The sequence below is a fragment of the Pseudomonas sp. MPFS genome (assembly GCF_022537035.1).
GTDB classification, from domain to species: Bacteria; Pseudomonadota; Gammaproteobacteria; order Pseudomonadales; family Pseudomonadaceae; genus Aquipseudomonas; species Aquipseudomonas sessilinigenes.
Window position 1 is genome coordinate 77,418 of record NZ_CP066123.1, and the last position, 23,505, is coordinate 100,922.

Annotated in this window: 24 protein-coding genes; 13 read left to right on the top strand and 11 right to left on the bottom strand. The window is 63.5% G+C overall.

Going from position 1 to position 23,505, the window contains the following annotated elements:
• The first annotated feature begins 204 nt into the window (after positions 1-204).
• From coxB to I9018_RS00385, 4 genes are all read left to right on the top strand, one after another.
• Positions 205-1,332: a cytochrome c oxidase subunit II gene (gene coxB, locus I9018_RS00370; RefSeq protein ID WP_241108467.1), complete on the top strand. Its 1,128-nt coding sequence runs from the start codon at positions 205-207 to the stop codon at positions 1,330-1,332.
• An 82-nt stretch (positions 1,333-1,414) separates the two neighbouring features.
• Complete coding sequence (gene ctaD, locus I9018_RS00375; protein ID WP_022642259.1) at positions 1,415-3,010, top strand: cytochrome c oxidase subunit I; 1,596 nt, start codon at positions 1,415-1,417, stop codon at positions 3,008-3,010.
• Between the two features lie 72 nt (positions 3,011-3,082).
• Complete coding sequence (locus tag I9018_RS00380; RefSeq protein WP_241108468.1) at positions 3,083-3,643, top strand: cytochrome c oxidase assembly protein; 561 nt, start codon at positions 3,083-3,085, stop codon at positions 3,641-3,643.
• Between the two features lie 33 nt (positions 3,644-3,676).
• A complete protein-coding gene (locus I9018_RS00385; protein ID WP_241108469.1) occupies positions 3,677-4,564 on the top strand; it encodes a cytochrome c oxidase subunit 3 in 888 nt (295 codons plus the stop codon).
• Between the two features lie 6 nt (positions 4,565-4,570).
• Here the strand turns inward: I9018_RS00385 and I9018_RS00390 are convergent, their stop codons facing one another.
• Entirely contained in the window at positions 4,571-4,774 is a 204-nt protein-coding gene (locus tag I9018_RS00390) for a twin transmembrane helix small protein (RefSeq protein ID WP_022642262.1), read from the bottom strand.
• Between the two features lie 69 nt (positions 4,775-4,843).
• On the opposite strand from I9018_RS00390, the gene I9018_RS00395 reads away from it, so the two are divergent.
• Genes I9018_RS00395 through I9018_RS00415 form a run of 5 tightly spaced genes read left to right on the top strand, consistent with a single transcriptional unit; the run spans position 4,844 to position 8,752 of the window.
• Positions 4,844-5,584 carry an SURF1 family protein gene (locus tag I9018_RS00395; protein ID WP_068578101.1) on the top strand — a complete coding sequence of 247 codons (741 nt, stop codon included), beginning with the start codon at positions 4,844-4,846 and terminating at the stop codon, positions 5,582-5,584.
• Positions 5,550-6,140, top strand: coding sequence for a hypothetical protein (locus I9018_RS00400; RefSeq protein ID WP_068578107.1), 591 nt, complete (start codon positions 5,550-5,552; stop codon positions 6,138-6,140). Before I9018_RS00395 ends, I9018_RS00400 begins: the two co-directional genes overlap by 35 nt.
• A 10-nt stretch (positions 6,141-6,150) precedes the next feature.
• Positions 6,151-7,230 carry a COX15/CtaA family protein gene (locus tag I9018_RS00405; RefSeq protein WP_068578103.1) on the top strand — a complete coding sequence of 360 codons (1,080 nt, stop codon included), beginning with the start codon at positions 6,151-6,153 and terminating at the stop codon, positions 7,228-7,230.
• Positions 7,218-8,120, top strand: a complete 903-nt coding sequence (gene cyoE / locus I9018_RS00410) for a heme o synthase (protein WP_124345409.1) — start codon at positions 7,218-7,220, stop codon at positions 8,118-8,120. Before I9018_RS00405 ends, cyoE begins: the two co-directional genes overlap by 13 nt.
• Positions 8,117-8,752, top strand: a complete 636-nt coding sequence (locus I9018_RS00415) for an SCO family protein (RefSeq protein ID WP_068577355.1) — start codon at positions 8,117-8,119, stop codon at positions 8,750-8,752. Before cyoE ends, I9018_RS00415 begins: the two co-directional genes overlap by 4 nt.
• 196 nt (positions 8,753-8,948) lie before the next feature.
• Here the strand turns inward: I9018_RS00415 and I9018_RS00420 are convergent, their stop codons facing one another.
• From I9018_RS00420 to I9018_RS00430, 3 genes are all read right to left on the bottom strand, one after another.
• Positions 8,949-9,722: a MetQ/NlpA family ABC transporter substrate-binding protein gene (locus I9018_RS00420; protein ID WP_241108470.1), complete on the bottom strand. Its 774-nt coding sequence runs from the start codon at positions 9,720-9,722 to the stop codon at positions 8,949-8,951.
• 61 nt (positions 9,723-9,783) lie between these two features.
• The gene (locus tag I9018_RS00425; RefSeq protein WP_241108471.1) at positions 9,784-10,473 is read right to left on the bottom strand and encodes a methionine ABC transporter permease; all 690 of its coding nucleotides are present in this window, start codon (positions 10,471-10,473) and stop codon (positions 9,784-9,786) included.
• Complete coding sequence (locus I9018_RS00430; protein ID WP_241108472.1) at positions 10,473-11,480, bottom strand: methionine ABC transporter ATP-binding protein; 1,008 nt, start codon at positions 11,478-11,480, stop codon at positions 10,473-10,475. Before I9018_RS00430 ends, I9018_RS00425 begins: the two co-directional genes overlap by 1 nt.
• A 213-nt stretch (positions 11,481-11,693) precedes the next feature.
• Between I9018_RS00430 and katE the strand changes: the two genes are divergently transcribed.
• Complete coding sequence (gene katE, locus I9018_RS00435) at positions 11,694-13,889, top strand: catalase HPII (protein ID WP_277398117.1); 2,196 nt, start codon at positions 11,694-11,696, stop codon at positions 13,887-13,889.
• Positions 13,890-13,925: 36 nt separating this feature from the next.
• On the opposite strand, the gene I9018_RS00440 is transcribed toward katE, so the two are convergent.
• Genes I9018_RS00440 through zur form a run of 4 tightly spaced genes read right to left on the bottom strand, consistent with a single transcriptional unit; the run spans position 13,926 to position 16,716 of the window.
• Positions 13,926-14,645: a PA5502 family lipoprotein gene (locus I9018_RS00440; protein WP_241108474.1), complete on the bottom strand. Its 720-nt coding sequence runs from the start codon at positions 14,643-14,645 to the stop codon at positions 13,926-13,928.
• Between the two features lie 37 nt (positions 14,646-14,682).
• Positions 14,683-15,471, bottom strand: coding sequence for a zinc ABC transporter permease subunit ZnuB (gene znuB, locus I9018_RS00445; protein ID WP_022642273.1), 789 nt, complete (start codon positions 15,469-15,471; stop codon positions 14,683-14,685).
• Entirely contained in the window at positions 15,464-16,234 is a 771-nt protein-coding gene (znuC, locus tag I9018_RS00450; RefSeq protein WP_241108475.1) for a zinc ABC transporter ATP-binding protein ZnuC, read from the bottom strand. The genes znuB and znuC overlap by 8 nt, the downstream gene beginning before the upstream one ends.
• Entirely contained in the window at positions 16,234-16,716 is a 483-nt protein-coding gene (zur, locus tag I9018_RS00455) for a zinc uptake transcriptional repressor Zur (RefSeq protein ID WP_068577342.1), read from the bottom strand. Before zur ends, znuC begins: the two co-directional genes overlap by 1 nt.
• 57 nt (positions 16,717-16,773) lie before the next feature.
• Between zur and I9018_RS00460 the strand changes: the two genes are divergently transcribed.
• Complete coding sequence (locus tag I9018_RS00460) at positions 16,774-17,703, top strand: zinc ABC transporter substrate-binding protein (protein WP_124345412.1); 930 nt, start codon at positions 16,774-16,776, stop codon at positions 17,701-17,703.
• An 84-nt stretch (positions 17,704-17,787) separates the two neighbouring features.
• Here the strand turns inward: I9018_RS00460 and I9018_RS00465 are convergent, their stop codons facing one another.
• Positions 17,788-18,738, bottom strand: a complete 951-nt coding sequence (locus I9018_RS00465; RefSeq protein WP_068575395.1) for a homoserine kinase — start codon at positions 18,736-18,738, stop codon at positions 17,788-17,790.
• A gap of 65 nt (positions 18,739-18,803) precedes the next feature.
• The gene (locus tag I9018_RS00470; RefSeq protein WP_068575394.1) at positions 18,804-19,091 is read right to left on the bottom strand and encodes a DUF2782 domain-containing protein; all 288 of its coding nucleotides are present in this window, start codon (positions 19,089-19,091) and stop codon (positions 18,804-18,806) included.
• Between the two features lie 74 nt (positions 19,092-19,165).
• Here I9018_RS00470 and polA point away from each other — a divergent pair, with 74 nt between their 5' ends.
• Complete coding sequence (gene polA / locus I9018_RS00475; protein WP_241108476.1) at positions 19,166-21,955, top strand: DNA polymerase I; 2,790 nt, start codon at positions 19,166-19,168, stop codon at positions 21,953-21,955.
• A gap of 407 nt (positions 21,956-22,362) precedes the next feature.
• Here polA and yihA read toward each other — a convergent pair whose 3' ends face one another.
• Positions 22,363-23,004, bottom strand: coding sequence for a ribosome biogenesis GTP-binding protein YihA/YsxC (gene yihA / locus I9018_RS00480; protein WP_068575392.1), 642 nt, complete (start codon positions 23,002-23,004; stop codon positions 22,363-22,365).
• A 193-nt stretch (positions 23,005-23,197) separates the two neighbouring features.
• Between yihA and I9018_RS00485 the strand changes: the two genes are divergently transcribed.
• On the top strand, positions 23,198-23,488 hold the full coding sequence (locus I9018_RS00485) for a c-type cytochrome (protein ID WP_068575391.1): 291 nt from the start codon (positions 23,198-23,200) through the stop codon (positions 23,486-23,488).
• Positions 23,489-23,505: the final 17 nt, after the last annotated feature.

Consider the following 23,505-nt stretch of genomic DNA (forward strand, 5'->3'; position numbering starts at 1 on the left):
TCCCTGGGGTGTTTCAGCAGGTTTACGCCATTGCGTTGCGAGGTGGGAGTCGCTGGCTATACTCGCCAATGTATGAAGTTAGCTGATGATGCCCGACTGCAATTGCAGCGAGGCTCGACGGTCTAAGTTCGTAGTCTAGGCAGTCGCTCCCTTGCCGCAGGTGTATAGCCGGCGGGATAACAAGAACGATAAGGGGAACCCGCAATGAAGCGACATCCACGAGTCTGGATGGGCCTCCTGTTGTGGACGATATTCAGCCAGGCGCAAGCCGCCTGGACGGTGAATATGGCGCCTGGGGCTACCGAGATAAGCCACGCGGTATTCGACCTGCACATGACCATCTTCTGGATCTGTGTGGTGATCGGCGTCATCGTCTTCGGCGCGATGTTCTGGTCGATGATCGTTCACCGTCGTTCTACCGGCCAGGTCCCGGCCAGGTTCCACGAAAGCACCACGGTGGAAATCCTCTGGACCATCATCCCTTTCCTGATCCTAGTGGCCATGGCCGTGCCGGCCACCGCGACCCTGATCAAGATGTACGACACCAGCGAGCCGGACGTGGACGTGCAGATCACCGGCTACCAGTGGAAGTGGCACTACAAATACCTGGGCCAGGATGTGGAGTTCTTCAGCAACCTGGCCACCCCCGCCGAGCAGATCCACAACAAGAGCGCCAAGGGCGAGCACTACCTGCTGGAGGTCGACCAGCCGCTGGTCCTGCCGGTGGGCGCCAAGGTGCGGTTCCTGGTGACCGCCGCCGACGTCATCCATTCCTGGTGGGTGCCGGCCTTCGCGGTCAAGCGCGACGCCATCCCCGGCTTCGTCAACGAAGCCTGGACCCGGGTCGACAAGCCCGGCATCTACCGTGGCCAGTGCGCCGAGCTGTGCGGCAAGGACCACGGCTTCATGCCGATCGTGGTGGAGGTCAAGTCCCAGGCCGACTACGACGCCTGGATGGGCGAGCGCAAGGCCGAGGCCGCCAAGCTCAAGGAGCTGACCAGCAAGGAATGGACCCTCGACGAACTGGTGGCCCGTGGCGACAAGATCTACCACACCACCTGCGTGGCCTGTCACCAGGCCGAGGGCCAGGGCCTGCCGCCGATGTTCCCGGCGCTCAAGGGCTCGAAGATCGCCACCGGACCCAAGGAGGCCCACCTGAGCCTGGTGTTCCACGGCAAGCCGGGCACCGCCATGGCCGCCTTCGGCAAGCAGCTGTCGGAAGTCGATATCGCCGCCGTGGTCACCTACGAACGCAACGCCTGGGGCAACAACAAGGGCGACATGGTGACGCCCAAGGATGTCCTGGCGCTGAAACAGGCGGAAAGCAAATGAGCCGGCTTCTTGGGTATCTGCGCAACCGGTCGCGGCGCGCCGCCGCCGATCGTCCAGTCCATTCGCGTGCAGGAGACAGGACATGAGTGCTGTGATCGATGACCACGGCCATGCCGGCCATGATGACCATGCCCACGGGCCGGCCAAGGGCCTGATGCGCTGGGTGCTGACCACCAACCACAAGGACATCGGCACCCTCTACCTGTGGTTCAGCTTCACCATGTTCCTGGTGGGCGGCACCTTCGCCATGGTGATCCGCGCCGAGCTGTTCCAGCCTGGCCTGCAGATCGTCGAGCCGGCGTTCTTCAACCAGATGACCACCATGCATGGCCTGGTGATGGTCTTCGGCGCGGTGATGCCGGCCTTCGTCGGCCTGGCCAACTGGATGATCCCGCTGATGATCGGCGCGCCGGACATGGCCCTGCCGCGGATGAACAACTTCAGCTTCTGGCTGCTGCCGGCGGCCTTCCTGCTGCTGCTCTCGACCCTGTTCATGGCCGGGGGCGGACCGAACTTCGGCTGGACCTTCTACGCGCCGCTGTCGACCACCTACGCGCCGGAAAGCGTGACCTTCTTCATCTTCGCCATCCACCTGATGGGCATCAGCTCGATCATGGGGGCGATCAACGTGATCGCCACCATCCTCAACCTGCGCGCCCCGGGCATGACCCTGATGAAAATGCCGCTGTTCGTCTGGACCTGGCTGATCACCGCGTTCCTGCTGATCGCGGTGATGCCGGTGCTGGCGGGCGTGGTGACCATGATGCTGATGGACATCCACTTCGGCACCAGCTTCTTCAGCGCCGCCGGCGGTGGCGACCCCGTGTTGTTCCAGCACGTGTTCTGGTTCTTCGGCCATCCCGAGGTGTACATCATGATCCTGCCGGCCTTCGGCGCGGTCAGCTCGATCATCCCCACCTTCAGCCGCAAGCCGCTGTTCGGCTACACCTCGATGGTCTACGCCACCGGAGCCATCGCCTTCCTGTCGTTCATCGTCTGGGCGCACCACATGTTCGTGGTGGGCATCCCGCTGGTGGGCGAGCTGTTCTTCATGTACGCCACCTTGCTGATCGCCGTGCCCACGGGGGTCAAGGTGTTCAACTGGGTGAGCACCATGTGGCAAGGCGCGCTGACCTTCGAGACGCCGATGCTGTTCGCCGTGGCCTTCGTCATCCTGTTCACCATCGGCGGTTTCTCCGGGTTGATGCTGGCCATCGCCCCGGCGGACTTCCAGTACCAGGACACCTACTTCGTGGTGGCGCACTTCCACTACGTACTGGTGCCCGGGGCGATCTTCGGCATCTTCGCCTCGGCCTACTACTGGCTGCCCAAGTGGACCGGGCACATGTACGACGAGACCCTGGGCAAGTTGCATTTCTGGCTGTCCTTCATCGGCATGAACATGGCGTTCTTCCCCATGCACTTCGTCGGCCTGGCCGGCATGCCGCGCCGGATCCCGGACTACAACCTGCAGTTCGCCGATTTCAACATGGTGTCGTCCATCGGTGCCTTCACCTTCGGCGCGACGCAGATCTTCTTCCTGTTCATCGTCATCAAGTGCATTCGCGGCGGCGCGCCGGCCCCGGCCAAGCCCTGGGAAGGCGCCGAGGGGCTGGAGTGGAGCATTCCGTCGCCAGCGCCCTACCACACCTTCGTCACACCGCCGGAAGTGAAATGACCCGCGCGGGCGCGGGCCTGTTCTCCAGGGCGGCGCCGCGCGCCGCCCGACTTGTTGCAGGAGGGTATCGGGATGGCTGAGATCTCGTTGAAGAAGCTGGTCACGCGCCTGTTACTGGTGGTGGTGGCGATGTTCGTCTTCGGTTTCGCCCTGGTGCCGATCTACGACGTGATGTGCAAGGCCCTGGGGATCAATGGCAAGACCGGCGGGCAGTACCAGGATGCGCAACAGCAGCAGGTCGATGCCTCGCGCCAGGTGCGGGTGCAGTTCCTGTCCACCAACGCCATCGACATGGTCTGGGACTTCTACCCCAAGTCCGATGACATCGTGGTCCACCCGGGGGCGGTGAACGAAATGATCTTCATTGCTCGCAACCCCAGCGACCATCCGATGAGTGCCCAGGCGATCCCGAGCATCTCGCCCAGCAGTGCGGCGATGTATTTCCACAAGACCGAGTGCTTCTGCTTTACCCAGCAGGTGCTGCAACCCGGTGAGCAGATCGAGATGCCCGTGCGTTTCATCGTCGATCGCGACATGCCCAAGGATGTGAAGCACCTGACGCTGGCTTACACGCTGTTCGATATCACCGCGCGTCATCCACCGGTGGCGGCCGCCACCAAGACTGGCGGCTAGGCGCCCTGGCGTGCCCGATAAGGAGAACAATCAATGGCGACTCATGAGCACTATTACGTTCCCGCCCAGAGCAAGTGGCCGATCATCGCCACGCTGGGCATGTTCGTCACCGTGGCCGGCCTTGCGACCTGGTTCAACGACCTCAAGGCGGCGCGCCCGGAATCCCACGGCCCGCTGATCTTCTTCGTCGGCGGCCTGCTGCTGGCCTACATGCTGTTCGGCTGGTTCGGCGCGGTGATCAAGGAAAGCCGCGCAGGCCTGTACAGCACCCAGCTCGATCGCTCGTTCCGCTGGGGCATGAGCTGGTTCATCTTCTCGGAGGTGATGTTCTTCCTGGCCTTCTTCGGCGCCTTGTTCTATGTGCGGCACCTGTCCGGCCCCTGGCTTGGCGGTGAGGGGCACAAAGGCATCGCCCACACCTTGTGGCCGAACTTCCAGTTCGTCTGGCCGCTGCTCGAAAACCCCGATCCGAAGCTGTTCCCATCGCCCAAGGGGACCATCAGCCCCTGGGGCCTGCCACTGCTCAATACCGTGCTGCTGGTGAGCTCCAGCGTCACCGTGACCATCGCCCACCACGCCCTGAAGAAGGGCCATCGCGGGGCGCTGAAGCTGTGGCTGGCGCTGACCGTGCTGCTGGGCTGCGCCTTCCTGGGCTTCCAGGCCCAGGAGTACATCCATGCCTACCACGAGCTGGGCCTGACCCTGGGCTCGGGGATCTACGGCGCGACGTTCTTCATGCTCACCGGCTTTCACGGGGCCCACGTGACCATCGGCACGCTGATCCTGTTCGTGATGCTGATGCGGGTGATGCGTGGGCATTTCGATGCCGAGCACCAGTTCGGCTTCGAGGCCGCCAGCTGGTATTGGCACTTCGTCGATGTGGTGTGGATCGGCTTGTTCGTTTTCGTCTACGTGCTCTGAACAGCCTTACCAGGGGGAATGGGACACCAGCTGGCCGCTGAAGAAACCCCAGGCGATCAAGCCGACGGTGATCACGGCCAGGCACACCCGAATACTCAGCGACGTCAGCAGGCGCTTGGATTGGCTGTCGTCCTTGACCAGAAAGAACAGGCCGCTGAACAGGCTGATAACCGTGGCAATCAGCATCAGGACGATGGCTGCTTTGAGCATGGTGGACTCCGGGGGAAGCGCGATGCAAGTCAGTATAGCGAGTGGATTTATCAGCTTTGCGGCGCGGCCATGAAAGGCTTTCGCCCGGGCCTGGTGCCGACGCTGGTGGTGCTTGCGTTGCTGCCGGTGCTGGTCTGGCTGGGGTTCTGGCAGCTGGGGCGTGGCGAGCAGAAGCGCCAGTTGCTGGCCAGCTACGCCGAGCGTCGCGCTGGCGCGCCGGTGCCGTTGTTCGAGCTGCTGGAAGCGCCGGACCCGGCCTTCTTGCGCGTGCGCCTGCACGGGCATTTCGATGGCGAGCACAGCCTGTTGCTGGATAACCGCATGCATGACGGCAAGGTCGGGGTCGAGCTGCTGCAGCCCTTCCTGGACCAGGCCAGCGGCCGCTGGCTGCTGGTCAACCGTGGCTGGCTGCCCTGGCCCGACCGGCGTACGCCACCGCGTTTCGAGACGCCGGCGCAGAGCCTGGACCTGGAGGCCTGGGTCTATGTCGTGCCGGGGGCGGCGTTCCAACTGCATGCCGATCCGGCGGGGGCCAGTTGGCCCCGGTTGGTGACGGCGGTGGCGCCGGACAAGCTCTGGGCTGAGCTGGGCCGCACAGGTTTTGCCCATGAGGTACGCCAGGAATCCGGCCCCGGCGCCTATCTCACACAGTGGCCCGTGGTCGCCATGGGCCCGGAAAAGCACCAGGCCTATGCCGCGCAGTGGTTCGCCATGGCCGTGGCGCTGCTGCTTCTCTACGGCTACTTCGGCTGGCACAACGCAAGGGAGAAACGCCATGGGAACGGCCATGAATCCACCCAACATCTCTGAAACCCGGGAACCCAACCGGCGGCGTGGTCGCTGGCAACTGGTGCTCATCGTGCTGATGGTGATCGGTCCGATGATCCTCGCTACCAGCATGTACAAACTGCAGTTCTGGGTGCCGGACAGCCGCAGTTATCACGGCGAGCTGATCGGTAATGGCCAGACCCGTGCCGAGATCGGCGTGCAGTCCGAGGACGATCGCTGGCAGATCCTGGTAACCGCGCCCAAGGGCTGCGCGGTGGATTGCCAGCAGTTGGTGTACCTGGCGCGGCAGGTCCAGGTGGCGCTGGGACGTGATGCCTCGCGGGCCAGCCACGCGCTGGCCGTTGCCCAACCCCTGGATGCCGACTATGAGGCCCGGTTGCAGCGGGAATATCCACAACTGCAGCGCTACCCCCTGGACCCGGCGAGCTTCGCCAAGGGCACCAGGGACCAGCAGGCGCCGCAACTGTGGATCGTCGATCCCCACAGCAACCTGGTGTTGCGCTACGACGCCCGGGTCAAGGGCAAGGACCTGCTCGACGACCTGCGCCACCTGCTGAAACTGTCGAACATCGGATGAGGGCATCGACATGGCCAAACCTGGATTTCGCCTTGCCTTGTTCGCCACCCTGCTGGCGTTACTGGTGGTGCTGCTGGGGGCCTATACCCGGCTGACCCATGCCGGTCTCGGTTGCCCCGACTGGCCCGGTTGCTACGGCTTTATCAGCGTGCCGCAAAGCGAAGCCCAGCTGGCCCATGCCGAGCTGCATTTCCCCGAGTCGCCAGTGGAGGAGCACAAGGGCTGGAACGAGATGATCCACCGTTATTTCGCCGGCACCCTGGGGCTGCTGATTGCGCTCCTGGCCGCGCGTTCCTGGACCCATCGGCGTTACCCCGGACAGCCCCTGAAACTGCCGCTGTTCATCCTGGCGGTGGTCTTCGCCCAGGCCGCCTTTGGCATGTGGACCGTGACCCTCAAGCTCTGGCCCCAGGTGGTGACCGCTCATTTGCTGGGCGGCTTCGCCACCTTGAGCTTGTTGTTCCTGTTGACCTTGCGCCTGTCCGGCGTGCTGCCGGCGCTGATCGTGCCGCGGCGCCTGCAGTATTGGGCCACGGCTGCCCTGGTGCTGGTGATTGGGCAGATCGCCCTGGGCGGCTGGGTCAGCTCCAATTACGCGGCGGTGGCCTGTATCGACCTGCCTACCTGCCATGGGCAGTGGTGGCCGCAGATGGATTTTGCCAATGGCTTCCACCTGACCCAGCACATCGGCCCCAACTACCTGGGGGGGCAGTTGGATAGCGATGCCCGCACCGCGATCCACATGACCCACCGCCTGGGCGCGCTGCTGGTGAGCCTGGTGCTGCTGGGACTGGCCTGGCAGTTGCGCCAGGTGGGCATGACCCGCCTGGCCGCGCTGGTGCTGGTGGCGCTGGCCGCGCAGGTCAGCCTGGGCCTGAGCAACGTTCTGTTCCACCTGCCGCTGCCCGTGGCTGTCGCCCATAACGCCGGCGGTGCGGCGCTGTTGCTGACCCTGGTGCTGGTCAACTATCACGCCCGGACCAGCCTGGTGCCGGTCCGGGACCGCCGCCTGCCGGGCTGGCGGCTCAGTCCACGCAAGCACGTGGCGAGTCTCATCACCATCAAAGGAGAGATGCCATGGCGACTCTGATCGGTACCCGCCAGCACCCCCAGGCGCTCTGGCGCGATTACCTGGAACTGACCAAGCCCAAGGTGGTGGTGCTGATGCTGATCACCTCCCTGGTGGGCATGTTCCTCGCCACCCGGGCCGGCGTACCCTGGACCGTGCTGGTGTTCGGCAACCTGGGCATTGGCCTGTGCGCGGGAGGCGCGGCGGCCGTCAACCATGTGGTGGACCGGCGCATCGATGCGCAGATGGCCCGCACCCACAAGCGTCCACTGGCCGAGGGCCGGGTCTCGCCCCGGGCCGCCCTGGCCTTCGCCCTGCTTTTGGCCCTGGCCGGGCAGGCGTTGCTGCTGGCCTTCACCAATCCATTGACGGCCTGGCTGACCCTGGCTTCGCTGTTGGGTTATGCGGTGGTCTACACCGGCTTTCTCAAGCGCGCGACGCCGCAGAACATCGTCATCGGCGGTTTGGCGGGCGCCGCCCCGCCGCTGTTGGGCTGGGTCGCCGCCACTGGCCACCTGAGCGCCGAGCCGTTGCTGCTGGTGCTGGTCATCTTCGCCTGGACCCCACCGCACTTCTGGGCCCTGGCCATCCACCGCAAGGAGGAGTACGCCAAGGCCGATATCCCGATGCTGCCGGTGACCCACGGCGAGCAGTACACCAAGGTGCATATCCTGCTCTACACCTGCGCCCTGCTGGCGGTGAGCCTGTTGCCCTTCGTGATCCACATGAGCGGCGTGCTGTACCTGGCCTGCGCCCTGATCCTGGGCGGGCGCTTCCTGCAATGGGCATGGGTGCTGTACCGTGGCACTCGACCACACGCGGCGATCGATACCTTCAAGTACTCTATCTACTACTTGTTCCTGTTGTTCATCGCCTTGCTCGTAGACCACTACCTACTGTTGAACCTATGACCAGAACCCAGAAAACCGTCTTCATCCTCGTTGCCGTGGTAGCCCTGATCCTGGGCCTGACCGTCAACAAAGTCCTGTCCGGCAAAGGCCAGGGCGACCCTACCGCGCTGATCGACGCCGGTATCATCATGCTGCCCCAGAGCCGTACCCTGCCCGCGGTGAAGATGCTCGACCAGGATGGCCAGCCAGTGGTGGTGGACGAGCTCAAGGGCAAGTGGTCGCTGCTGTTCTTCGGCTATACCTTCTGCCCGGACATCTGCCCCACTACCCTGGCCCAGCTACGCCAGATCAAGAGCGAGCTGCCCAAGGAGGTGGTGGACCAGTTGCAGATCGTGCTGGTCAGCGTCGATCCCAACCGCGATACCCCGCAGCAGCTCAAGCAGTACCTGGGCTACTTCGACAAGGACTTCAAGGGCCTGACCGCCTCTTCGGTGGAAGACCTGCAAAAGCTTGCCAATGCCGTGAGCATTCCCTTCATCCCGGCCGACACCAGCAAGGCCAACTACACCGTGGACCACAGCGGCAACCTGGCGGTAATCGGCCCGGATGGCAACCAGCGTGGCTTCATCCGCGCGCCGTTGAACAACCAGAAACTGGTGGCCCAACTACCGGCGATGGTGCAACGCAAGTAATGCTTGCCCTGTAGCCGCTGCCACAGGCAGCGCCTTCAGGATCGCCAGGTCGCGTCCTCTGCGAGGCCGGCGCAACCGTCGGCAGCGGCTACACGAAGGGTGTCGGGACTTCAGGATGCGGCTACACGCCGCCGGTGCAATGCCTGAAACGCAACGGGGCGCCCCAAGGCGCCCCGTTGCTGTTTCTGCGAGTCGATCAGAACGCCGGCACGATCGCGCCCTTGTACTTCTCTTCGATGAACTTCTTCACCTCAGGGCTGTGCAGGGCGGCAACCAGCTTCTTCATGGCGTCCGAGTCCTTGTCGTCAGCACGGGCCACCAGGATGTTCACGTAAGGCGAGTCCTTGCCTTCGATCACCAGGGCGTCCTTGGCCGGATCCAGCTTGGCTTCCAGGGCGTAGTTGGTGTTGATCAGGGCCAGGTCGACCTGGGTCAGCACGCGCGGGATGGTGGCGGCTTCCAGCTGGCGGAACTTCAGGCCCTTGGTGTTCTCGCTGATGTCCTTGACGGTGGCCAGGATGTTGTTGGCGTCCTTGAGCTTGATCACGCCGGCCTTGTCCAGCAGCAACAGGGCGCGGCCGCCGTTGGTGGCGTCGTTGGGCACGACCACGGTGGCGCCGTTGGGCAGATCCGACAGCTGCTTGTACTTGTTCGAGTAGGCGCCCAGGGGCTCCACGTGCACGCCGGCGACGCTCACCAGCTGGGTGCCCTTGGCCTTGTTGAACTCATCCAGGTACGGCTGGTGCTGGAAGAAGTTGGCGTCCAGGCGTTTTTCGGCTACCTGCACGTTGGGCTGTACGTAGTCGGTGAAGACCTTGACCTTCAGGTCCACGCCTTCCTTGGCCAGGGCCGGTTTGACGAACTCCAGGATCTCGGCGTGGGGCACCGGCGTGGCGGCCACGGTCAGGGTTTCGGCAGCATGCGCGGAAAACGCGGCCACGGCTGCGAAAGCGACGAGTAGTTTTTTCATCGAACAAGCTCCTTGTAAGTCGCCCGACCCCGGGCGCCTGCCGGCCAGCCGGCGATTGCGTTTATTTACGGGAAAAGTGCACTACCAGTTTATCGCCGATGATCTGTAGAACCTGAACCAGCACGATCAGCAGCACCACGGTGACGATCATTACATCGGTCTGGAAGCGTTGGTAGCCGTAGCGGATCGATAGGTCGCCCAAGCCACCGGCACCGACCACGCCGGCCATCGCTGTGTAGGACACCAGCGTGATGGCGGTCACGGTGATGGCGGCTATGATGCCCGGCATGGCCTCGGGAAGTACGGCCTTGAAGATGATCTGCCGGGTCGTGGCGCCCATCGCTTGGGTGGCCTCGATGATGCCTCGGTCGACTTCGCGCAACGCAGTTTCTACCAAGCGGGCGAAGAATGGCGTGGTGCCCACTACCAGGGGCGGAATAGCCCCGGCTACTCCCAGGGATGTGGGTTCTTCCAGAACCAGCCAAGTGATGTGCAGTGTCACCGGGATCATCACGATCAGCAGTATGATGAACGGCACAGAACGCAGGATATTTACGATGGTTGCCAGCACCGAGTAGATCGTCTTGTGTTCGAACATCTGCCGTGGGCTGAACAGAAACAGCATGACTCCCAGAGGAAGCCCCAGCAGGACGATGAAGAACAGCGACATAAACAGCATGATCAGGGTGTCGTTGGTCGCTTGCCAGATCTCGACCCAGTCGACATTGGTGAAATAGTTCAGGATATCCATTAGCGCAGCACCTCCATGTGGACGTCCGCCGCGGCGAAGCGAGCAAAGGCCGCTTCCATGTCGCCGCCGGTGACGGCCAGGGTCAATTGCCCGTAAGGGGTGTCTTTGATGCGGTCGATGCGTCCGGCGAGGATGCTGTAGTCGACTCCCGTCTCCCGGGCCACGGTGCCCAGCAGCGGTGCATAGGTGGATTCGCCCTGGAAGGTCAGGCGCACGATACGTCCCGGTACATGGGCGAAGTCATCGCGCTGTTCGTTCTCGTCGATCTGTTCGTCTTCCTGGACGAAGCGCTTGGTGGTCGGGTGCTTGGGATGCAGGAACACCTGGGCCACATCGCCTTGCTCGACGATCGTACCGGCGTCCATCACCGCCACCTGGTCGCAGACGCGGCGGATCACGTCCATTTCATGGGTGATCAGGACGATGGTCAGCTTCAGCTCACGGTTGATCTCGGCCAGCAGTTGCAGGACCGACGCAGTGGTCTGCGGGTCCAGGGCGCTGGTGGCCTCGTCGCACAGCAGGATCTTGGGCTTGGTGGCCAGGGCGCGGGCGATGCCGACGCGCTGCTTCTGGCCGCCGGACAGCTGCGCCGGGTACTTGCGGGCATGGTCGGCCAGGCCCACGCGTGCCAGCAGTTCAGTGACGCGCTGGTCGATCTCGGTCCGCGACAGCTCGCCGGCGAGCGTCAGCGGCAGGGCCACGTTGTCGGCTACCGTCCTGGAGGCCAGCAGGTTGAAGTGCTGGAAGATCATCCCGACCTGCTGGCGGAAGCGGCGCAGGCCGCCGGCGTCCAGCGCGGTGATTTCCTCGTTGTCGACGATGATCTTGCCGCCGCTGGGGTTTTCCAGGCGGTTGATCAGGCGTAGCAGGGTGCTTTTGCCCGCACCGGAGTGGCCGATCAGGCCGAACACCTGGCCATTCTCGACCCGAAGACTGGTCGGGTGCAGGGCAGGAATATCCCTACCGGCGACCCGGTAGGTTTTATGGACGTTTTGAAACTCGATCACGTAGCGAACCTTGTGAGGCGCGTTAGAAAAGGGGCAGCGGTTGGCCGGGCGCGCATTTTAGCCTGTCCGTATAGAGGTTCTTAGTATTTATTTCGCAATCATCCTGCCATTTGGCAATAACGCGATCAAAGGTCATAAAAAAGGAACGCCTGCGGCGACTCCCCAGTCACTACCTAAGCCACTCGAAAGCGCCCAGGTGCCGTGCCTTGGCGCATCCGCCCGCGAAGCCCAGGCACGCCCGGGATTTCGCCAACGAGGAGTATGTGTCTGATGAGTACCCAGAAAACCACCCGCCCGAACAGCCAGGCCGCGGGGACCGACACCCTGGACCGGGGCAACAGCAACGCCAAGCTCGAAAGCCTGGAGCGGTTCCGCAGCGACGCCACCGGGCAGGCCCTGCGGACCAACCAGGGAGTGAAGATCGCCGATAACCAGAACACCTTGAAAGCCGGCGCCCGCGGCCCTTCGCTGCTCGAAGACTTCATCATGCGGGAGAAGATCACCCACTTCGACCATGAGCGGATTCCCGAGCGCATCGTCCATGCCCGAGGCACTGGCGCCCATGGTTACTTCCAGAGTTATGCCGACCATTCGGCGTTGACCAAGGCTGGGTTCCTGCGTGATCCGGGGAAAAAAACACCCGTGTTCGTGCGTTTTTCCACGGTCCAGGGGCCAAGGGGCTCTGGCGATACCGTGCGTGACGTGCGCGGCTTTGCGGTGAAGTTCTTCACCGACGAGGGCAACTTCGACCTGGTGGGCAACAACATGCCGGTGTTCTTCATCCAGGACGCGATCAAGTTCCCCGACTTCGTGCATGCGGTGAAGCCCGAGCCGCACAACGAGATGCCCACTGGCGGCTCGGCCCACGACACCTTCTGGGACTTCGTCTCGCTGGTACCGGAGTCGGCGCACATGGTCATCTGGGCCATGTCCGATCGGGCGATTCCCAAGAGCCTGCGCAGCATGCAGGGTTTTGGCGTGCACAGTTTCCGCTTGATCAACGCCGAGGGGCGCTCGCACTTCGTCAAGTTCCACTGGCATCCGTCGGTGGGCACTTGCTCGCTGCTCTGGGACGAAGCGCAGAAGCTGGCGGGCAAGGACACGGATTTCCACCGCCGTGATCTCTGGGAGGCCATCGAGATCGGTGACTACCCGGAATGGGAACTGGGTGTGCAGATCATCGCCGAGGAAGACGAACACCAGTTCGAGTTCGACATTCTCGACCCGACCAAGCTGATTCCCGAAGAGCTGGTGCCCATCACGCCGCTGGGCAAGATGGTGCTCAATCGCAACCCGGACAACTTCTTCGCCGAAACCGAGCAGGTGGCGTTCTGTCCGGGGCATATCGTGCCCGGCATCGATTTTTCCAATGATCCATTGCTGCAGGGCCGGCTGTTTTCCTACACCGATACCCAGATCAGCCGCCTGGGCGGGCCCAACTTCCATGAATTGCCGATCAATCGGCCGGTGGCGCCGTTCCACAACAGCCAGCGCGACGCCATGCATCGCTCCACCATCGACAAGGGGCGGGCTTCCTACGAGCCCAACTCGATCGACGGCGGCTGGCCCAGGGAGACCCCGCCGGCCGCTGAGAACGGCGGTTTCGAGAGTTACAACGAGCGTATCGATGCGCACAAGATCCGCCAGCGCAGTGAGTCGTTCAGCGATCACTTTTCCCAGGCGCGGCTGTTCTACAACAGCATGAGCAAGCATGAGCAGGAACACATCATCGCCGCCTACAGCTTCGAGCTGGGCAAGGTCGACCGGCCGCAGATTCGCGAGCGGCAGGTGCAGCAGATCCTGGCCAACATCGATTTGCAGCTGGCCAAGCGGGTGGCCGAGAACCTCGGCCTGCCGGCCCCGACCAAGGGCACGGTGGCCGAGCGCAAGATGTCGCTGTCGCGCTCGCCTGCCCTGAGCCAGGCCAACCTGTTGTCCGGGGATATCAAGACCCGCAAGGTGGCGGTGCTGGTGGCCAATGGCGTGGACGGCGCGGCGATCGCTGCGTTGCAGAAGGCGCTCAAGGCCGAAGGGGCCCATGCCAAGCTGCTGGGGCCGACCTCGGCGGCGGTGACGAGCGCCCAAGGCAAGGCATTGGCGGTGGATGCCTCGATGGAGGGTTTGCCGTCGGTGGCGTTTGACGCTGTGTTCGTGCCGGGTGGTGCCCAGGCGATCAAGGCCCTGGCGGGCGATGGCGTCGCCCTGCACTACCTGCTCGAGGCCTATCGGCACCTGAAGGCCATCGCCTTGCACGGCGAAGCCCGGGAGCTCTTGAAGGTACTTGGGCTGGAGGCGGATGAAGGCGTGATCGTCGGTGGCGATGCCAAGGCCCTGAAAGCGTTCTTCGCGGCCATGGCCCAGCATCGGGTGTGGAGTCGCGAGGCCAGGGCCAGGGCGGTTCCGGCCTGAGGTGGTTGCCGGCAGCTTGTGGGCTGCCGGCCACTGTCATTGCGCCTCGCGTGGGGTCAGGACCATCTGCGCCGGCACATGGCGCACGATCTGCCGGTCGATCTTCTGCTGGAAGTCGGGGGCGAGCTTCTTCACCCGCTTGTGCAGCAGGGTCGAGAGCCATGGGTAGTCTTCGCGACGCGGTACCTGGAGGGTGACGTCGCACTGGTAGTTCACCACGTCCGCGGCCAGGGCATCGAGCTGGCGGCGCAGCTGGCGGATGTCGGTGACATTCAGGGCGATGGTGCTGCTGGGGGCGGTGGGGTCGATCAGCTTGGCTGCGGGGCGCGCCTCGGCGGCCTTCAGTGCGGCTTCGGCCTTGTCCAGCTCGGCCTTGCGGGCGTGGGCGATGGCATTGTTGACCCCGCCAGTCAGGGCCGGCGCCTTGGGCATCAGCGCCCGGGCACGGCTCAAGGCCGTGGCGGCAGCATTCACATCGCCCTTTTGCAGGACGATCTGGCTGCGCTGCAGGTAGGCCTCGGCCAGCTGTCGCTGGTACTGGACCAATTGTGGGTCGTCAGGGGTCTGTGCCTGCAAGGCGCTCAACTGATCCTCGGCGGTCGCCAGTTCGCTGCTGGCGATGCTTTGCTGCAGTTGTGCGACGGCCGTGGCCCGCGCATCGGGGACCTCGGTGGCCACCGGCGGCGTGCTTTGGCAGGCCCCCAGTAGCAGGGAGAATGCGACAAGGAGCAGATAACGGGAGGCGAACGGCTTCATTCCTGCGACTCTCTAATTGCGCAAAAAGCGAGCAAGTCTACACCCCTCGACGGGGCAGAACAAAACTCAGCAGAAACAGGGCGGCCGCCGTGACCACGATCGACGGCCCGGCCGGGGTGTCCTTGAACCAGGACAGCGCCAGCCCGCCGCCCACTGCCAGCATGCCCAACAGGCTGGCGCCCAGGGCCATCTGCTCCGGCGAGCGGGCGTGACGCTGTGCCGCAGCGGCGGGGATGATCAACAGGGAGGTGATCAGCAGCACCCCGACGATCTTCATGGCGACGGCGATCACCACCGCGATCAACAGCATCAGTGTCATGCGCAGCGAGGCCACGGGCAGGCCTTCGACCTTGGCCAGCTCCTCGTGCACGGTGATGGCCAGCAATGGCCGCCACAGCGCTACCAGCAGCAACAGAACAGCCGCGCTGCCGCCGAGGATCCACGCCAGGTCGCCGGGGCTGATCGCCAGCAGGTCGCCGAACAGATAGGCCATCAGGTCGATCCGCACTTCATGCATGAAGCTTAGTACCACCAGGCCCAGGGACAGGGTGCTGGGTGCAAGAATCCCCAGCAGCGTGTCGGATGCCAGGGGTTGGCGCTGTTGCAGGGTGACCAGCAGTACCGCCAGCAACAGGCAGCCGACGGTGACCGCCACCGCTGGGCTGACATCCAGCAGGAAACCCAGGGCGACGCCCAGCAGCGCGGCGTGGGACAGGGTGTCGCCGAAATAGGCCATGCGCCGCCAGACCACGAAGGAGCCCAGGGGGCCGGCGACCAGCGCCAGGGACAAACCTGCGAGCAGGGCGTACAGCAGGAAATCAGCCATGCTTGCAGTTTTCTCCGTGGACATGGGGCTGGACCACCACCGAGCCATGCAGGTCGTGGGCGTGGTCATGATGATGGTGGTAGATCGCCAGGCTTGGCGCGTTCTTGCCGAACAGCTCGACGAAGGCCGGATCGCCACTGACCTGCTCCGGGTGCCCGGAGCAGCAGACGTGGCGGTTGAGGCAGACCACCTGGTCGGTGGTGCTCATCACCAGGTGCAGGTCGTGGGAAACCATCAGCACGCCGCAGCCGTGGCGGTCACGCAGGCGGGTGATCAGGCTGTAGAGCTCAGCCTGGCCGGCCACGTCGACACCCTGCACCGGCTCGTCGAGGACCAGTAGCTCAGGCTCGCGCAGCAGCGCCCGGGCCAGCAGCACGCGCTGCATCTCACCACCGGAAATACTCTGCACCGGGCTGTCGATCACCTGTTCCGCGCCGACCTCCTTGAGTGCCGCCAGGGCTGTCGGGCGGTCCACCCCCGGCACCAGGCGCAGGAAGCGCAGCACCGAGAGCGGCAGGGTCGGGTCGACGTGGAGTTTTTGCGGCATGTAGCCCACCCGCAGCCGAGGCTTGCGCCAGACGCTGCCGGTATCGGGCTTGAGCAGGCCGAGCACGGCGCGTACCAGGGTGGTCTTGCCGGCACCGTTGGGGCCGATCAGGGTGACGATCTGCCCGGGTTCGACACTGAGCTGGATGTTGTCCAGCACGCTCTGCCCGGCAAAGGTCACCCCGACTTTCTCGAGGCGGATCAACGCAGTGCTCATCACGCCCCCTGGCAGCCGGAGCAGAGCCCGATCACTTCGACGGTCTGGCCCTCGACCACGAAGCCGACGTCGCGGGCGCTGTTGATGATCGCGTCGCTGATGGATTTTTGTTCGAGTTCGATGGCCGCGTGGCACTCGCGGCAGATCAGGAACTGGCCCTGGTGCGCGTGTTCCGGATGGTTGCAACCGACGAAGGCGTTGAGCGAGGCGATGCGGTGCACCAGGCCGTTGTCCAGGAGGAAGTCCAGGGCCCGGTACACCGTTGGCGGTGCGGCGCGGCGCCCATCCTGCTCGCTGAGCACCGCCAGGATGTCGTAGGCGCCCAGGGGCTTGTGGCTTTGCCACACCAGCTCCAGCACCCGCCGGCGCAGTGCGGTCAGGCGCAGGCCCTGCCGGGTGCACAGGGCATCGGCCTCAGACAGTGCGTTGTGCACGCAGTGAGAGTGGTCGTGTGGTCGGCTGGCAAGAGGTGTTTTAGGCATGAGCGGCGACGAGGTTGGTGAGAGACGTTATTATGTTACCCGCTATCGCCTCTTCGAGTGTCCATCGTGCCCCGACTTTTTCGTCTTTTTGTCGCTTTTACCTTCAGCTTGTTCGCGATCGGCTCGGCCCAGGCTGAAGTCCGGGTGCTGACCAGTATCAAGCCACTGCAGTTGATTGCCGCGGCGGTGCAGGACGGCGTGGCGATTCCCGAGGTGCTGCTGCCGCCGGGCGCTTCGCCGCACAACTATGCGTTGCGCCCTTCCGATGTGCGCAAGGTGCAGAGCGTGGATCTTCTGTACTGGATCGGCCCGGACATGGAGGGGTTCCTGCCGCGTGTCCTGAAGGGCCGCAGCCTGCCCTCGGTGGCGGTACAGGACCTGCCAGGCATGAAGCTTCGCCGTTTTGCCGAAGATAGCCACTCCCATGCCGAAGATGCCGACGAACATGATCACGATCATCGTCCCGGCAGCCTGGATGCCCACCTTTGGCTGTCGCCGGTCAATGCCCGGGTGATCGCCACTCGCATGGCGGCCGACTTGAGCGCCGCCGATCCGGCCAATGCCACGCGTTACCAGGACAACCTGAAGGCTTTCAGCGAGCGCCTGGATGCCCTGGACACCCGCCTGAAGGCTCGCCTGGCGGGGATCGCCGGCAAGCCCTATTTCGTCTTCCATGAAGCCTTCGACTATTTCGAGGACGCCTATGGTCTCAAGCACACCGGGGTGTTCAGCGTCGCTGCCGAGGTGCAGCCTGGGGCCCAGCATGTAGCGGCCATGCGCGCGCGCCTGCAGCAGGTGGGCAAGACGTGTGTGTTCAGCGAGCCGCCGCTGCGTCCGCGGCTGGCGGAAACCCTGGTGGCCGGCCTGCCGGTAAAGCTGGCCGAACTGGATGCATTGGGCGGCTACACCCCGGCGTCCGCCACGGGCTACGAGCAGGTGCTGGAGAAGCTCGGCAACGATCTGGCCGGCTGCCTGGAGCAGCTATAAGCAGGTTTCCAGTACAGGCTTCATCCTTCGCGGGCCAGCCGCTCCTGCTCGTTTACGACAGGGGCGGCTGGCCCGCGAAGCGTTTCAGAGGGCGAACGGCAGGGCCACGCTGACCTGCTGGCGCTGGGCCAGGTAGCGCTGGAACTCCATCGGGTCGTGGATCAGTACGTCCTGGCCGGCAAAGGTCTCGGCAGCGATCAGGCGTGACAGCCAGAAACGCACGCAGGCCACCCGCAGGATGGTTGGCCACAGTTCGGCCTCGGCGGCGGTGAATGGCCGCAAGGTCGCGTAGGCACCGAGCAAGGCCCGTGCGCGCTGGCCGTCGAGCATCCCTTCGGCGTCGGAACACCAGTCGTTCAGAGCAATGGCCACGTCGTACAGCATCGGCCCCGAGCAGGCGTTATAGAAATCGATCAGGCCGGTCAGGTGGGTACCTTCGAACATCGCGTTGTCGCGGAACAGGTCGGCATGGATGTTGGCCCGTGGCAGGGCGAGGATCCTGGTCCTCTGTTCGACGATCTCTTGCAGCGCACGTTGCAGCAGGTCCTTGGCGGTGCTGTCCAGGTGTGGCAGCAGCTTGGCGCCCTCTTCCTGCATCCAGTCCAGGCCACGATCGGTCTTGCGCTTGATCATGTTGTCCTTGGTGGCCACGTGCAGGTGGCCCAGCAGCTCGCCAACCTGGACGCAGTGCTGGGCGTTGGCTTGCTTGATGTGCTTGCCGGCCAGGCGCGGTTGCAGCAGCGCTGGCTTGCCCGCCAGTTCCCGCAGGGCGACGCCGTCGGTGGTACGCAGCGCGTAGGGAACCGGCAGGTCCGCCTCGTGCAGGACGTCCAGCAACTCGATGAAGAACGGCATTTCCTGGACAGGCCCGCGCTCGACCAGCGTCAAGACGAACTCGCCCTGTTCCAGGCTGATGAAGAAATTGGTGTTTTCGCTACCAGCGGCAATCCCCTGGAAATCAAGCAGGCGGCCGAGCCCATATGGGGCGAGAAAGGTTTCCAGCTCGGGCCGAGCCAGGGGGGTGAACACAGACATGGTTAAGAACTGCCAGTACGGGCGCCGCTATCGGGCCGGCGCCATTGAGTTGAAGTCGGAGTGGCTTACCACTCGAAGATTTTCCACGAAGGGATCAGCATATCGGGCTGATCCGAACGGATGAAGTTGCCGTCGGAGCCATCGGCGCGCACCAGGAAATAGGGCTTGCCACCTTTTGGCGTGACCTTGATCGCATACAGGAAGCCATTTTGCCGGTATTCCTGGATGGTCTTGTCGCCTTCCGTGCGAATGGTGACTTCCGGGTCGGCCGAAGGTGCATCTTCCGCGGCGATCGCTGCCATGGAGGAAACTGCAATCAAGCCGGCCAGCAGCAAGCGATTTATTGTGCGCATGATAACCTTGTCCCTTTGTCGTCAACGGTCCCGCTATTCTAGCGCCGGACCCGTCCAAAAGGTTGATTCCGCTCATGAGCCAAGCCCCCCTCGTCCTGGTGGACGGTTCGTCCTACCTGTACCGCGCTTTTCACGCGCTGCCACCGCTGACTACCTCCAAAGGCATGCCGACCGGCGCGGTCAAGGGCGTGCTGAACATGCTCAAGAGCCTGCGCAAGCAGTACCCGCAAAGCCCGTTCGCCGTGGTGTTCGACGCCAAGGGCGGGACCTTTCGCGACGAAATGTATGCTGACTACAAGGCCAATCGCCCCAGCATGCCCGATGACATGCGGGTGCAGATCGAGCCGCTGCATGCCAGCGTGATCGCCCTGGGCTTCCCGTTGCTGTGCGTCGAGGGCGTCGAGGCCGACGACGTGATCGGAACCCTGGCCCGCAGTAGCTCCGCGGCGTCCCGGCCTGTGGTCATCTCCACCGGCGACAAGGACATGGCGCAGCTGGTGGATGGGCACATTACCCTGGTCAACACCATGTCCGGTAGCAGCATGGACGTGGAGGGCGTGAAGGAGAAATTCGGTGTCGCTCCCGAGCAGATCATCGATTACCTGGCGCTGATGGGCGACTCCTCCGACAACATCCCTGGCGTTCCGGGCATCGGTCCGAAGACCGCCTCGGGCTTGCTGGTGGGGGTCAACGGCGGCCTCAAGGAGCTCTACGAGCAGCTCGATATCGTGCCGACCCTGCCGATTCGCGGGGCCAAGACGCTGCCGGCCAAGCTTGAAGAACATAAGGAAATGGCTTTCCTGTCCTATCAACTGGCGACCATCAAGGTCGACGTTGCCCTGGATGTGGGCCTGGACGACCTGCACCTGCGCGAGCCGGATCGCGAAAAGCTCGCAGAGCTCTACAGCCTGATGGAGTTCAAGAGCTGGCTCGACGATCTGCAGCGCGATGCCAAGCGTGTCGAGCTCGATACCAGCGCTGCCCCGGCCGCCGCTGAACAGCAAGCGCCGGCGGAGGAGTCCCCGCTGGAACTGCAGTACGAAACCATCCTCGACCCGGCGCGTTTCGACTTCTGGTTGCAAAAGCTCAAGGGGGCCAAGCTGATGGCCTTCGATACCGAAACCACGGGTATCGATGCCCAGCAAGCCCAACTGGTGGGCCTGTCCTTCGCGGTCACCGCGGGTGAGGCGGCCTACGTTCCGCTGACACACAGCTACATGGGGGCGCCCGCGCAGTTGGATCGCGACACCGTGCTGCTGGCCCTGAAGCCGCTGCTGGAAGACCCGAAGTTGCTCAAGGTGGGCCAGCACGCCAAGTTCGACATGAACATCCTGGCCAACTGCGCCATCGGTGGCGACCCGGCCAATGGCATCACCATGCGCGGCGTGGCCTTCGATACCATGCTCGAGTCCTATGTGCTCAATTCCACCGCCACCCGCCATGACATGGACAGCCTGGCGCAGAAGTACCTGGACCACAGCACCGTGAGTTTCCAGGACATCGCCGGCAAGGGCGCCAAGCAGCTGACGTTCGACCAGATCCCGCTGGAGCAGGCCGGCCCCTACGCCGCCGAAGACGCCGACGTGACCCTGCGCCTGCACCAGGCCCTGTTCGAGAAACTCAGCGCCATTCCGAGCCTGGCCAGCGTGCTGACCGATATCGAGATGCCTCTGGTACCGGTACTGGCTCGCATCGAGCGCCAGGGCGCGCTGGTGGACGACAAGCTGCTGGGCGTGCAGAGCATCGAGCTGGGCGACAAGATGGAGGCCCTGGAGCGTGAGGCTTTCGAAATCGCCGGCGAGGAATTCAACCTGGGATCGCCGAAGCAGCTGGGCAGCATCCTTTATGACAAGCTTGGCCTGCCAGTGCTGAAGAAGACTGCCAAGGGCCAGCCGTCCACCGCCGAAGAGGTGCTGGCCAAGCTGGCCGAGGACGACTACCCGCTGCCCCGGGTGCTGATGCAGTACCGCTCCATGAGCAAGCTCAAGAGTACTTATACCGACCGCCTGCCGGAGCAGATCAACCCGCGCACCGGACGGATCCACACCTCGTATCACCAGGCAGTAGCGTCTACCGGGCGCCTGTCTTCCAGTGATCCGAACCTGCAGAACATCCCGGTACGCACAGCAGAGGGGCGGCGCATTCGCCAGGCCTTCGTCGCTCCGGCCGGCTACAAGCTGCTGGCGGCGGACTACTCGCAGATCGAGCTGCGGATCATGGCGCATCTGTCCCAGGACGAAGGCTTGCTCAATGCTTTTCGCAACAACCAGGACGTGCACACGGCCACGGCGGCGGAAGTGTTCAAGGTCGATCTCGGGGACGTTACCTCCGAGCAGCGCCGCAGTGCCAAGGCCATCAACTTCGGCCTGATCTATGGCATGGGGGCGCAGAAGCTGGGCAAGGATATCGGCGTCGATACCAAGCAGGCCAAGGCTTATATCGACACCTACTTCGCCCGCTATCCGGGGGTGCGCGAGTACATGGACCGCACCCGTGCCCAGGCGGCCGACCAAGGGTATGTGGAGACCATCTTCGGTCGCCGCCTGTACCTGCCCGAGATCAATTCCAACAAGCCCCAGGAGCGGGCCGGTGCCGAACGCACGGCGATCAACGCGCCAATGCAAGGCACTGCCGCGGACATCATCAAGAAAGCCATGGTGGCGGTGGACAACTGGCTGCAGGACTCGGGGCTGGACGCCAGGGTCATTCTCCAGGTGCACGACGAACTGGTATTGGAGGTTCGCGAGGACCTGGTGGACCAGGTGCGCGAAGAAATTCGCGGTTACATGAGCGGTGCCGCGACCCTGGATGTGCCGCTATTGGTGGAAGTCGGGGTGGGAAATAACTGGGATGAGGCCCATTAAGGGGACTTTTCGCCGATTTTTGCCGCGACATAGTGTCGCGGCAAAACCCTGGAGAACCATTAGCACGAAAAATTTCAGGGGTTATCGCCAATAGTTTTTGCGCTCGGCCGGAACTAAATCGAGAAACGCCCACTCAGAGTTACTGAATGGCTGGTGAAGCCCTTCAATGCTCCTATGTCGTGTTAAGTGTTGGCAGATATCTGGACCCCGCCCTAGCGGTCTAGAACTTGAACCCCGAACTTCCCCCTCCCCATATGAAGTCCGGGGTTTTTTTTGCCTGAAAATTGCCTGCGTGGCGACCATGCTGCGTTAAAAAGCGGCGGGAAATGCTCATTTAGGCCCCTAAACTCCGCTTTCCCGCCGCTTTTTGCCTTGCCTGATCACCGTGCAGACAATTTTTATCTCTCTCAGGCCTCGATCTCGGCGCCTTTGTCGGCCAGTTCCAGCCAGCCCGCCAGCACGGTGTAGGCTTCTTCCAGGCCCATGCGCTTGGGTGCGGAGAACAGCTGGATAGTGATGGCTTCGCCCCAGCCCTTGCGAATTTGCGACTGGACCTTGAGCAGGGTGTTCTTGGCTGCGCCATAGGTCAGTTTGTCGGCCTTGGTCAGCAGGATGTGCATTGGCATGCCGCTGGCCACGGCCCAGTCCAGCATCAGGGTGTCGAAATCGGTCATTGGATGACGGATATCCATCATCAGGATCAGACCCTTGAGGCTCTCCCGGCTGCCCAGGTAGGCCTCCAGGTGGCGCTGCCAGTGCTGCTTCAAGGGGATCGGTACCTTGGCGTAGCCGTAGCCCGGCAGGTCGACCAGACGGCGATCGTCGTCTAGCTTGAAGAAGTTCAACAATTGCGTGCGGCCCGGGGTCTTCGAGGTGCGTGCCAGGCTGGCGTGGGTCAGGGTGTTCAAGGCGCTGGATTTACCGGCGTTGGAACGCCCGGCGAAGGCAACTTCGAAGCCGGCGTCGTCAGGGCATTGATCGACCTTGGCGGCGCTGAGCATGAAAGTAGCCTGTTGGCACAGACCGAGGATGGGGTTCTTCAGTTGCATGGGATTTCCGAAATAGGGGCGGTGCCGAGGATGGGTGCGGCGAGCGGTGTCGTTTCCGTTTCAGTAGCGCCAGTATATAATGCCGCAGATTTTGTGTGCGCTTTGTCCCAGCGTAGGATGAAGTTCACGAGAGCGATAAACCTTGTATGCGCATTAGAACGCAGCACGCTCTCAACCCTGAAAAGGTCGTTTTATGACGAAATGGCTGCTGGCTACCGGGCTCTTGATGCCGCTTTACAGCGCGCAGGCTACACAGGATCCGGAAGCTGTGTACAACCGTGTTTGTGGGGCTTGTCATTCCGGCCAACTACCGACGGCGCCCCGCAAGGGCGACCAGGAAGCTTGGGCGCCGAGGTTGGCGCAAGGTATGGAGACGCTGGTGCAACACGTGACCCAGGGTTTCAAGGCGATGCCGCCGCGTGGTTTGTGCATGGACTGCAGTGCCGAGGATTACCGAGCCATCATCCACTGGATGAGCGAGTGATCCCGGTCCATAACTCT